Here is an 11,683-nt window from a genome sequence, read left to right on the forward strand (position 1 = left end):
GTTCATTGGGGAGTGATCAGAACGCATTAATGAACAATCGAATTTTGCGCAGGAGTAGATGGATAACCCGATTATGGGTTGCCAAAGCCAGATACCAATGGCAAAGCCAATGGTCAACGACCGTTAACAGCGACCACCAACCCCCACTCTCGAATGCCCGAAGCATCGTCTAAGGGTTTATTGACGTTAATGACAGGCACTGCCTTCTGGACCCGCTTGTCCATTATGGAACGAGCAATTGACCAGCCACGCAGCCCAGCCGTCGGGTAGGCAATAAGGATAGCGGCAATTCTCAGCGGGTGGATTGCTGGTGATTCAGGGTCAGTTTTTGTCAGAGCGAAGGAAGCGGCCCATGCCGCAGTGGCAACCAGTGCAGACACTCCGGTGAATGCCGAGATTTTTTCCGCTCGAGTTGCCGGTCTTCTGGTCGCCTGTACTGGAGAAGTCAGATTATTGCCGGCGACAACAGCCTGAGGCTTCACTTTGACACCTTTAAATACAGCTCTTATAGGCGCACGGACCGCCAGCAAACCCATAATGCCGTTCAGGACCGCAGCACCGATGTAGAGGGAGGATTCCAGATCCTCAAGAAAACCATGCCCTGACGGATCAGAACGATTGACCGGGTCCCCCGCGCAATAGGCATAGGCATTCAAACCACCCTCGCCAAACGGGCTCAGGCTGTCGGGGCTGTTGAAGCGCATCAGCACCGGGTTGTAGGCGCGATAGCCGTTGCCCAGCAGATAGTGGCCGGTTATGTCGTCCAGAAGTTCGCCATTGAAACCCGGCCGCGGGCCGGACTGCCGGGATATTCCAGCGATAGCCCTGGCGAGCGGCGTGCGGGTCGCGATACGGTCCAGTGCGTCGTAGCTGTATTGGCACAGACTGATTGGCTGAGGCATGCCGAGCAACCGGGTTGCGATAGATGAACATCACCGATGCTCACAATAAAGGGTTGAGGAGGCATCGGCTACTCGTAGAACTACTAGGTAGTTGATCATCGCTTATTCCTTTAGCTGACAAGACCACCGTATGCAGCAGAATTAACCTGATTCTTTCCAAGGCTGCGCTTCGGACAGAGGACGCAGAGCGTCCAGAACGGCATGCCGACGCGGAGCGCCGCACGATGTCGAGATTATCGTTCCGCACGCTCGGGCATGCCCTTTGTGAAACTCCGCGTCATCCTCCGATCAACTGCCCTCAGTACCCTGCGCCTCTTCGAAGAAGTAATCCTTCCAGCTCGCCGCTTTGTTTTTCAACACGCCCAGTTCATGCAGTTTCTCGGCGTAGATGAAGGTGCGCTGCGGGGTGATGGTGAAGTCGATTTCCGGGTCGGAAACGATTTTCTCTACCAGCGACAGCGGCAGTTTCGACTGCTCGACGCGGATGTAGGTCTGCGCCGCTGCCGGTTTGTCGGCCTTGATGATTTTCTCGGCTTCGGCCAGTGCGTCGTAGAACGCCTTGTAGGTCTTGGGGTTTTGGTCGTGGAATTTTTCCGTGGTGTAGAGCACGTTGAACGTGGCCTGACCGCCTAGCACGTCATAGGAGCTGAGCACCTTGGGGACGTTGGGGTTTTCCAGCGCCTGGTACTGGAACGGCGGGCTGGAGAAGTGCGAGTTGATTTCCGAACCGCCCGCCAGCAATGCTGCGGTGGCGTCCGGGTGCGCCAGACTCACCGAGATGTTGTCGAATTTCTTGTAGTTGTCGTTACCGAACAGTTTGGCGGTCTCGATCTGCAAGGTACGCGACTGGAAGCCCACACCCGCAGCAGGCACGGCGATGCGGTCCTTGTCAGTGAAGTCCTTGATGGTTTTCACGTTGGGGTTGTTGGTCAGCAGGTAGTTGGGCATCGAGCCCAGCGAAGCGATGGCCTTGACGTTCTGCTTGCCCTTGGTGCGGTCCCAGATGGTCAGCATCGGCGGTACGCCTGCCGACACCACGTCCAGCGCGCCGGCCAGCAGCGCCTCGTTCATTGCCGTGGCGCCAGAGATGCTGTTCCAGTCGACCTTGATGTCCAGGCCCTGTTCCTTGCCGTGTTTCTCGATCAGTTTCTGATCACGCACCACGTCGAGGATCAGATAACCGATGCCGAATTGCTGAGCGATGCTGATCTTGCCTTCGGCCTGCGCACCGCTGCTGAGCAGTACGCCGAACAGCCCGAGTGCCGCCGCCAGTACCGTCAGGGCCGGGCGTTGAAAGGGAATTGTCATGTGCTTGTCACCTTGATGATTCAAAAGAAGAGCGCGCTTTAACGCTGCATGCCCCAGCGCTTGACGGTCAGGCGCTCGATGTTGGCGAACAGCAGGTTTTCCACCAGCAAGCCGATGAGGATCACCGCTGCCAGGCCTGCGAAGACTTTGTCGGTATACAGCTCGTTACGATTCTGGAAGATGTACCAACCCAGACCGCCCTTGCCGGATGATGCGCCGAAGACCAGTTCGGCGGCGATCAGAGTGCGCCAGGCAAAGGCCCAGCCGATTTTCAGACCTGCGAGAATCGACGGCAGCGCAGCGGGAATCAGGATGTGCCAGACAAAGCGCAACCCCTTGAGGCCATAGTTGCGCCCGGCCATGCGCTGGGTTTCCGAAACACCGAGAAAGCCTGCGTAGGTATTGAGCGCCAGCGCCCACAGCACAGAATGCACCAGCACGAATATCAGGCTGTTCTGCCCCAGCCCGAACCACAGCAGCGCCAAAGGCAGCAGGGCAATGGCCGGCAGCGGATTGAACATGGCGGTCAGCGTGCTGAGCAGGTCGCGGCCCAATTGGGTGGACACGGCCAGCGTGGTCAGGGCAAACGCCAGCACGATGCCGATCAGGTAGCCCTGAATCAGCACGGTCAGGGAAATCCATACCTTGCCTGGCAGCTCGCCGGAAATCAGCCCGTCATAAAAAGCGGCGGCCGTTTGCAGAAAGCTGGGTAACAGCAGGTCGTTGTTCTGCAGGCGTGCGGCCAGCTCCCAGATCACGGCCAGGGCGATCATGATCACGCTTTTGCGCACCCAGCTCAGCTGCCAGATGCGCTGCGCGAGCGGCAGGTCGCGGGCCAGGTCTTCCTGAGTGAAAGGCTCCAGCGTGACTTCGTATTCTTCGCGAGCGGGAGGTGCAAGGCTCATGGTTCGGGTTTCCCGGTAATCGTGTAGACAGGACGCGGAGCGTCCTGAAAGGCATTACCACGCGGAGCGTGGGAACGATCAAAGCAGTCACTCAATAAGCAATCCGGATGTCCTGAAAATTCAGTTCCTGCTCGACGGTCCCGGTCTCACCTTCATCAAACAACAGACGATGAATACGCTGGGCGGTTTGCTGGAAGCCGACGCCGCCGAGGCTTTTCAGGTCGTATTGGTGGCTGTTGATTTCCGCCCGCACCCGCCCCGGATGCGGCGACAGCAGCAGGATGCGATTGCCCACCACCAGCGCTTCTTCGATGGAGTGCGTAACAAACAGCAGCGTGAAACGCACTTCGTCCCACAGCTCCAGCAGCTCTTCCTGCATCTTGCGACGGGTCAGTGCATCCAGCGCGGCGAACGGTTCGTCCATCAGCAGGATTTTCGGCTGCATGGCCAAGGCGCGGGCAATGGCCACGCGGGCTTTCATGCCGCCGGACAAGGTGTGCGGATAAGCATCGGCAAACGCGCTGAGCCCGACTTTTTCCAGGTAATAACGTGCACGCTCCAGTGCTTCGGGGCGCTTCAGGGTGCGTGACGCCAAGAGCGGAAACATGACGTTCTCGATCACGGTTTTCCACGGTGGCAGCTGGTCGAACTCCTGAAACACCACGATGCGATCAGGACCGGGCTCGGTGACCTGATTGCCCGCCAGACGAATCTCGCCTTCGCTGGGCTGAATGAACCCCGCTACCGCTTTGAGCAGCGTGGACTTGCCGCAGCCGGACGGGCCGAGCAGAACGAAACGATCAGACGGATCGACCTCGAAACTGACCTGGTGCGTCGCACGTACCACGCGCTCTGGCGTGCGGTATTCGAGGCTGACGCCGCGAACCTGCAACAAGGCTTCTTGCGGTTGGGCGCTCGTGCTGGCCGTGTGGCCTTGCGCGACAGCATTCATGAACGGCTCTCCTGAATCAAAACGGCGCAGTGCCTTGAATGGTCGTGCGATGCAGTTTGCGTCGCAGATGGGCCGGGCAACCGGCGGCCAGGTGGATCAGGGATCGGTTGTCCCAGAACACCATGTCGTTGGCTTGCCACTGATGGCGATAGATATGCTCGGGGCGCACGCTGTGGGCGTACAACTCGCCGAGAATCTCCCGGCTTTCGTCTTCCGGCAGGCCCAGAATGTGGGTGGTGAAACCCTCACTGACAAACAATGCCTTGCGACCGTTTTCAGGATGGGTGCGCACGATCGGGTGACTGACCTCGACCACCTGAGCCAATTGCTCGGCGGTCAGGGTCGGGCGCCAGTTGACGGCGTTGTGGCCTTCGGAATAACGCGCGGTGTAGCTGTGAACCGCTGAGCGCCCTTCAACTGCATCACGCAGGTGTTGCGGCAAGGTGTCCCACGCCTGGTGCATATCGGCGAACAGCGTATCGCCGCCCTCGCTCGGCAACTCCTGGGCGTAGAGCATCGAGCCCAGGCTCGGCAGTTCTTTATAAGACAGGTCCGAGTGCCAGTATTTGCCGGCATCGCCCAGACCTACCGGCTTCTCGTTCTCGACAATGTTGGAGACGATCAGGATTTCCGGGTGATTGGCCAGCAGGAACTGCTTGAGCACGTGAATCTGCAGCACGCCAAAGCGGCGACTGAAATCGATCTGCTGCTGCGGCGTGATCTGCTGATCGCGGAACACCACAACATGGTGATCCAGGTGCGCCCGATGCACGCGGGCAAAATCGGCGTCATTCAGCGGCCTGGACAGATCCAGCCCAACGATTTCCGCGCCCATCTTTCCGGCGAATGGACGCACGTCGAACGATTGCGAGGCGGCGCGAGTGGACGATGAAACGAGGGAGGCTGCTGGCATGAGAACTCCAACTCCAGAACAGTGTGACTGAAAGACGGAACTGTATAGGTATAAGAAAAAGAATTTAAATACCGTTGAGGAATATCGATAGTCCCGAATACGTCCGCATACTTTGTCGAACGTAGCGGCTCATAAATGTGTCACGGCAGATACATCTCAGTGTAAGACCTGCTTGCTAGGGTCTGCGCCTTATTCAAACTGAGTGAAGGCGCACGCTATGCGATGCAGTAAACCGGTGGTCCAGATCATGGTGTCGTCCCTGATACTTTCGATGCTGGCCGTTTCAGTGCAGGCGGCAGGACGCTCAGGTGACGACAGGATCAACGGCGTCGATCTGCTTTCCGGGTTCGACACGTTGTGGACCACCGGCGCGACCTGGGACACCGGCACACCGACCGCGCTGGGGCAGAGTCTGCTGCGGCGCAACCTGCAAATCGTGGTTGACCGCGCCAACTCGCGCACGCTGGCTCAGGAAACCGCCGCCTATTTCGATGACCGCCGTGACCAGAGCTACAGCGCCACCAGCGGCCTGGGCTCGCTGACCGCGGCCTACAGAGCAGGCGCTGGCGCTTTCACCACCATCACGCAATTCGATGACAGCAACAAAACCGTCAAATACGACGACAAAGGCAATGGCGCAGGCAGTTCGACTTCCGCACTGGGCAAGGTGGTCGATCTGGTCGGCGCGGTGCGCAACGACGCGTCCACCACGCCAGCCAAATCCCACTATTTGTACCCGCGCCCGTGGCGACAAAGCCTGGATGGGCAAAGCCTGGCCTTCGTGGTTGCGCCTTCCCTGCGCCCGGCGCAAAGCACCACGCCAACCAGCGACTCGGGGTTCCCCAGCGGGCATACCAACGCAGCCTACTTGTCTTCCTACGCATTGGCCTACGCCATCCCTGAGCGTTTCAGCGAGTTGATGCTGCGCGCCTCGGAGATTGGCGACAACCGCATCGAAGCCGGCATGCACTCGCCGTTCGACGTGATGGGCGGGCGCATCACCGCGACCTATTTTGCCATCGACAACCTGTCCAACCCGGCCAACGCTCAACTGCGCGCCGACGCCCGCGCCCAGGCACTGAATTATTTCACCGCGCAGTGCGGCGGCGACGTCAATAACTGCATGGCAACCATCGACCCGGCCACTGACCGTACCTCCCAACACGCGCTGGACAAGGCGCTGTACACCTCGCGCATGACCTATGGCTTCGACCCGGTTGGCCCGACCAACCTGGCCCCCGTGGTGCCGACCAACGCCGAAGTGCTGCTGGAAACCCGCTTTCCGTACCTGGACGCCAGTCAGCGCCGCGAGATCCTGGCGACCACTGAAATTTCGTCGGGCTATGCGGTGATCGATCAGTCCGGCGGTTATGGCCGTCTGAACCTGTACGCAGCGGGCGATGGCTACGCAGCGTTCAATTCCAACGTCACAGTCAACATGAACGCCAGCCTGGGCGGCTATAACGCCATCGACGCCTGGCGCAACGACATCAGCGGCAGCGGCGCGCTGATCAAGAACGGCGGCGGCAACCTGATGCTGACCGGCAACAACACCTACTCGGGCGGCACCGTGATCAACGGCGGCGTGCTGACCGGACACGCTCAGGCCTTCGGCCGTGGAACGATCACCGACAACGCGACGCTGGTGGTCGATCAATCGACCAACGCCACCCTCGCCAACACGCTGGCGGGCAACGGTGCGCTGATCAAGCGCGGTTCCGGCTCGCTGAACCTGACGGGCAACAACAGCCTGTCCGGTGCAACGACAGTGCAAGCCGGTCGTCTGGCGGTAAACGGCAACCTGGGCAACTCCATCGTCAGCGTGCAACAAGGCGCAACGCTGGGTGGCAACGGCACCGTCGGCGGCATCAACGTCGCTCAGGGCGGTGTGGTTGCGCCGGGCAATTCGGTGGGACAACTGAACGTCAACGGTGACGTAAACCTCGCTCAGGGCGCGGTTTACCAAGTGGAGTCGGACGCCAACGGCAACGCAGACCGTATCGTCGCCAGTGGCCGTGCGACGATCAATAACAGCACGCTATCACTGGTCGAAGGCGGCAACTGGCTGGCCGCCAGCCGCTACTCGATTCTCTCGGCAGCCGGCGGCGTGAGTGGTGCATTTGCCGCCGTGCAAACCAACTTCGCCTTCCTCACGCCGACGCTGAACTACACCGCGACCGATGTCGGACTGACGCTGGATCGCAATGCCCAGCGCTTCTCCAGCCTGGCGACCAGCGACAACGCAAGGGCCGTTGCGCAGGGCCTGGACAGTTCAGGCGCAAACAACGCGCTGTGGCGTCAGGTGGTGCAATCCGACGCCTCCACGGCACAAGCCACCTTCAAGGCGCTGTCCAACGAACTGCATGCATCGACCCAGTCCGCGCTGATCGAAGACAGCCGCCTGGTGCGCAACGCCATGAACGACCGATTGCAGCAAGCGCAGTCCGCCCAGGCATTCGGCAGCAGCACACAAACCCTCGCCGGCGATGCTTCGCGTGGCGTGGTCTGGACTCAGGCCATCGGCGCAACCGGCAAGACCGAAAGCACCCGCGACGTCTCGGGCCTCGACACCCGCACCAGCGGTTTGCTGTTCGGCGCGGACGTGCCGCTCGACGACACTTGGCGCCTGGGCGCAATGGCCGGTTTCAGCAACAGCAGCTTCGACCTGCGCCATGCATCGGGGTCCACCGACAGCGACAACTACCACCTGGGCGTCTACGCCGGAGCCAAATGGGGCCAACTGGGCCTGCGCCTCGGCGCGGTGCGCACCTGGCATGAACTGACCGCCAAGCGCACGCTGGATCTGCCGGGCTCGTCCGAGCATTTCAAGGAAGACTACAAAGCGGCGACCAATCAGGTATTCGGCGAACTGGGTTACGCCATCGACATGGGCAACGCACAGCTCGAACCCTTCGCCAACCTCGCGCATGTGCGGCTGGACACCGACGCCTTCGATGAAAACAGCAACGCCATCCGCCTGGAGAACAAAGCCCAGGATAATCACATTACCTTCAGCACCCTGGGCCTGCGTGCCGCGACTCACTTGAACGCCGGCAGCGTCGCAATCAAACCCAACGCCACACTGGGCTGGCGTCGCGCCTATGGCGACGTGACGCCAGAGAGCCGCGCAGCCTTCAGCGGCGGCAGCACCTTCGAACTCTCCGGCGCACCGATCGCACGCAGCGCAGCGGTACTCGGCGCAGGTGTTGATCTGGGGTTGAGCGACACGCTGAGCGTTGGGCTGAGTTACAACGGGCAAGTGAGCAGCGATGCGTCTGATCAGACGCTGAATGCGCGGGTGACGTTGGCGTTTTAAAACTGAAAAATCTTCAACTGTGCAGCTCTCTGCAAGTTCAGAGAGCTGCATGCAGGACTTTGCGACTCAACGTGTAGGACCCATCAGAAAACCTCAGGTCGCTTTGACTTCATTATCGGCCTTCTCTATCGTGCCCCTACCAGCCGGAGCAGTCAGGGAGACGCCGAATGCCGTTATGGAGCATTGTGCCAACGTGGCTCGATATAGAACGACGTTTTAGCCAAAGCATGGGCTACCAGCCTGGCGCCAGCTTCCAGCGCAGCCCCAACAACGAGCCTGTTTCGACGTTACAGCTCAACCTTCGCCGTATCAGCAATATCAGAACCGCATTCATCCGCGCCGAATGGCAAGCGGCCCGCCGACTTGGGCGGCGTTTCGCAGACATCGACATCGCCAGCATCATCAACGACCTGATAGACGTGGTTAGCCAAATGGCCATGATCGTCGCCGGCAGTACGCTCGTCGGAGGCGCGATAGGTGCAGGGATCGGCTTCGGTTTCTTTGGGATCGGCGCGCTTCCTTCTGGCGCAGCGGGTGCCGCCATCGGCCTGGAAGTCAGCACCTGGATCCTGGCGATTCTCGGCCTGGCCTCCATCGCCGAATTTTTCGTCGACGGCCTTCCGCAGATTTTCGACCATTACGTGCGTGGCATCAAAGTCGCCTGGGAAGGCACCCGTGGCGAGCCTGGCCTCAACCCTTTCGGCGGCGATGATCCCCAGGTTGTAGACCGCGCCGCCTATCACATCGCCCAAGGCCACGAAGAAATGGTGATACTGCTACTGGGCGCCATCGTCGCCTACCTGACGCGCGGCCGAGGCAATGCAAGCGTGCTTGCCAGCGAAATGCAGGCCAGTTCAAGAGGTGCAAAGCTGGGCCAATGGATGCTCCAGCACGAAGAAGCCCTGAGAAGACACCCCGACCTGCAAAACGCCGGCCCTCGCAGAGGGGCGCTGGACAAACCGGAGTCACCGCCCCCGCCTCCACCACCCAATCGACGTGCGGACGAGCCTGAGCCGAAGAAACCGTTGGGTATGGCGGAGCATGAGGTGCCATGCTTTAAGGTGGGGTAATGTAAACCAAGAAGTAGTATCGGCAGGATCGATATCTATCGTCTATAAGAGCGCAAAAGGAAAGGAGATACGAGAATGGGTGCTGAAGTCGGTATCGCCGCGCGGAATGCCGCTGTTTGAGAGAATCGAACTAAAGATTTCATATTTCTTAGGGTGTGACGGAGCCAGTAGTGAGAAGGAAGGATTATATGCGAAAGTCCGGTTCAAAATGGTTGGTTTTGCTTGCTTTATGGGCAAGTTCAGGCGCCTTTGCTGCGCAATGCCCGACTCATGACCTTGCCGGGTTTTTCAAGGAATTCTCTACGAACCCGCAAGTGCAGCGAGCCTTCACTGCATCCCCGGTAGTCCAGCAGACGGTCCAGCCGAAAGGATCAGCTTATCAGGTGGTGCCGAGATCGTTGCAAGCTGTTGATGCTTCGACCCTGTCACTACTGGCTGCCGAAAACGTTCAAAAGCCTGGCCTGAGCGCGACGGTTCAATTGCCGAATCAAGTCTACATACGCGATAACAAAGGTAAGGTGTTGACGATACTGACCTTCAAGCAGGGCGATTGCTGGACGTTAAGCCGTATTGAAGACTGGTCGCTCGAAAAAGTACTTGATGCTCAAGACCCAAGCGGTAAATTATCGCTGGCTGCAAGAGCCTTTAAACGTGGGGAGTTGTTTAATCAGTTGGGCATGGAGACTCAGTCTCAGTCATCAGTTCAACTCTACCTATCGGCACTGGACAGCTATCTGGACGGTGCTGAGCAAGGTTCTGCAGAGGCCGCTTTTGCTGCGGCGGCAATCAGCTTGTCTGGCCAGGCACCCCGTCTCGAAAACAAGAAGATTCTTGGACTGCTTATCTATGCCTCCAAGAGCGTTCCTGAGGCAGGAGTGGCTTTGGCCGACTTTTACTGTAACGAGGGTGACAGCGAGGAGGCGCGAGCGTGTTTGAACCCCGAGAAATCGCTGGATGCTCTTGTAACGGCGGCACGCTCAGGTGCTCCTTCAGCGCTGATCCAGTTGGGAAGTGCTTACGAAGTCGGCGCCATTGTCCCGAACGACCTACCCAGAGCGATGGCCTGCTATAAGGAAGCCGAAAAAGGAGGGCACGAAGCAGCGTCCTCAAACGTGGAACGGCTTCGCAAGAAGGGTATTACCGTAGACAACGACTCTCACTGTCTTAAAGCAGGACGCTTTTTATGAGCACTGGATTACTCGAACAGCGCGCTAACTACCCTCACACGGGGTATGAGTATGGTTATGGCAGCACTGGTAACAGCGATGCCGATGGTAACGGTCGCAAAGAGATAGACTGCTCGCATCTCCTGACCAAAATGCTCACTGGCGCGGGCTATACCATCCCTTACAAAACCACGAGGGAGTTAGCGTCAGACACCACCCACTACGATTTCATTGCTCTGAATGATGTCCAGGAGGGTGATATTGCCCTGTGGACGACAAGGGGGCATACCGGTGTGGTCGAAAAAATGGAAGCAACCCGCACCAAGGGTGAATTCTTTGGATCGCAAACCTCTACGGGACCAAAGTCCGCAAAATTCGGCGCTGGCGCTTACTGGCCGATGCCCGACAAATATCTGAGGCCTAAAGCCCAGTATCGAAGCGGAGCGCAACCGGCACCTGCTCCGGCGCCTGCCGGGCCAGCACCCTTGATGAATTTCCAATATCCGTTCCGTAAGGCTGACGGGAAGCAGTTCATCGATGCAGAAGAAGTCTATAAGGCGTTGGAAGGAGAGACATCCGGCCACTACCTGCTGGGCAATAACAAATTTTGGCACGGTGGTATCCACATAAGCGACAAGAGCGCCCCGCAATGTGTGTTGAATGAGCCCGTACGCTGTATGGCCGACGGCGAGGTTGTGGCTTATCGTCTGAATAAGGATTATCTGGAATCCACGTTTGGTGATAACGAGAAAAAACTCAAATACTCCAGCTCCTTTTGCCTGGTGCGTCACGAGTACAAATCAGCGCCTAATCCCGAGGAGGGAGCTAATAAATGCAAGCAGAACAAGCTGACGTTTTACAGCTTGTATATGCATCTGTTGCCGTTTGCGCGTTACCCCTTATCACCTGCAGAAACGCCTAAACCCAAGGTGACCATGAAGGTTGGAGATTTCAGGGCTTACGACACCGCTCCAGCACCCGGAGTGACCACTGCGTCCTGCGGACAACTGGCAATCGGCACCAAGTTAGAATCATCGAGACCGCCGAGAATGGCGAACTTACTTATGCCAAGGGTAAGATTCTATCTGGCAGCGTGAAGCAGGGGGCAACCAAAAAACGGGTCGAGGGGGCGGAGGTCTGGTTCGCTTATT

Annotated in this window: 8 protein-coding genes and 1 pseudogene; 4 read left to right on the top strand and 5 right to left on the bottom strand. The window is 58.7% G+C overall.

Features of this window, described 5'->3' with window-relative positions:
- Positions 1-113: 113 nt before the first annotated feature.
- The 5 genes from PSPTO_RS26840 to PSPTO_RS26860 form a co-directional block, all read right to left on the bottom strand.
- On the bottom strand, positions 114-902 hold the full coding sequence (locus tag PSPTO_RS26840; protein WP_046463879.1) for an RHS repeat-associated core domain-containing protein: 789 nt from the start codon (positions 900-902) through the stop codon (positions 114-116).
- A gap of 288 nt (positions 903-1,190) precedes the next feature.
- Positions 1,191-2,210 carry an ABC transporter substrate-binding protein gene (locus PSPTO_RS26845; RefSeq protein WP_011105359.1) on the bottom strand — a complete coding sequence of 340 codons (1,020 nt, stop codon included), beginning with the start codon at positions 2,208-2,210 and terminating at the stop codon, positions 1,191-1,193.
- 38 nt (positions 2,211-2,248) lie between these two features.
- Positions 2,249-3,115 carry an ABC transporter permease gene (locus PSPTO_RS26850; RefSeq protein WP_005737007.1) on the bottom strand — a complete coding sequence of 289 codons (867 nt, stop codon included), beginning with the start codon at positions 3,113-3,115 and terminating at the stop codon, positions 2,249-2,251.
- A 91-nt stretch (positions 3,116-3,206) separates the two neighbouring features.
- Entirely contained in the window at positions 3,207-4,067 is an 861-nt protein-coding gene (locus PSPTO_RS26855; protein ID WP_011105360.1) for an ABC transporter ATP-binding protein, read from the bottom strand.
- Positions 4,068-4,083: 16 nt separating this feature from the next.
- A complete protein-coding gene (locus tag PSPTO_RS26860; protein WP_011105361.1) occupies positions 4,084-4,980 on the bottom strand; it encodes a TauD/TfdA dioxygenase family protein in 897 nt (298 codons plus the stop codon).
- Positions 4,981-5,197: 217 nt separating this feature from the next.
- Here PSPTO_RS26860 and PSPTO_RS26865 point away from each other — a divergent pair, with 217 nt between their 5' ends.
- The 4 genes and pseudogenes from PSPTO_RS26865 to PSPTO_RS30430 all read left to right on the top strand — a co-directional run bounded on the left by PSPTO_RS26865 (position 5,198) and on the right by PSPTO_RS30430 (position 11,629).
- A complete protein-coding gene (locus PSPTO_RS26865) occupies positions 5,198-8,296 on the top strand; it encodes an autotransporter domain-containing protein (RefSeq protein ID WP_046463880.1) in 3,099 nt (1,032 codons plus the stop codon).
- A gap of 167 nt (positions 8,297-8,463) precedes the next feature.
- Positions 8,464-9,360, top strand: a pseudogene (locus PSPTO_RS26870) (DUF6861 domain-containing protein); the annotation flags it as partial.
- Positions 9,361-9,554: 194 nt separating this feature from the next.
- Positions 9,555-10,553, top strand: a complete 999-nt coding sequence (locus tag PSPTO_RS26875) for a sel1 repeat family protein (protein WP_011105365.1) — start codon at positions 9,555-9,557, stop codon at positions 10,551-10,553.
- Positions 10,550-11,629, top strand: coding sequence for a hypothetical protein (locus PSPTO_RS30430; RefSeq protein WP_011105366.1), 1,080 nt, complete (start codon positions 10,550-10,552; stop codon positions 11,627-11,629). Before PSPTO_RS26875 ends, PSPTO_RS30430 begins: the two co-directional genes overlap by 4 nt.
- Positions 11,630-11,683 lie beyond the last annotated feature (54 nt).

It is taken from the genome of Pseudomonas syringae pv. tomato str. DC3000, assembly GCF_000007805.1.
Lineage (GTDB): Bacteria > Pseudomonadota > Gammaproteobacteria > Pseudomonadales > Pseudomonadaceae > Aquipseudomonas > Aquipseudomonas avellanae.

Bases quoted from the DNA above. Each gene is read 5' to 3' on its own strand.
- PSPTO_RS26840 (WP_046463879.1), bottom strand. From the start codon at position 902: ATGCCTCAGCCAATCAGTCTGTGCCAATACAGCTACGACGCACTGGAC.
- PSPTO_RS26845 (WP_011105359.1), bottom strand. From the start codon at position 2,210: ATGACAATTCCCTTTCAACGCCCGGCCCTGACGGTACTGGCGGCGGCA.
- PSPTO_RS26850 (WP_005737007.1), bottom strand. From the start codon at position 3,115: ATGAGCCTTGCACCTCCCGCTCGCGAAGAATACGAAGTCACGCTGGAG.
- PSPTO_RS26855 (WP_011105360.1), bottom strand. From the start codon at position 4,067: ATGAATGCTGTCGCGCAAGGCCACACGGCCAGCACGAGCGCCCAACCG.
- PSPTO_RS26860 (WP_011105361.1), bottom strand. From the start codon at position 4,980: ATGCCAGCAGCCTCCCTCGTTTCATCGTCCACTCGCGCCGCCTCGCAA.
- PSPTO_RS26865 (WP_046463880.1), top strand. From the start codon at position 5,198: ATGCGATGCAGTAAACCGGTGGTCCAGATCATGGTGTCGTCCCTGATA.
- PSPTO_RS26875 (WP_011105365.1), top strand. From the start codon at position 9,555: ATGCGAAAGTCCGGTTCAAAATGGTTGGTTTTGCTTGCTTTATGGGCA.
- PSPTO_RS30430 (WP_011105366.1), top strand. From the start codon at position 10,550: ATGAGCACTGGATTACTCGAACAGCGCGCTAACTACCCTCACACGGGG.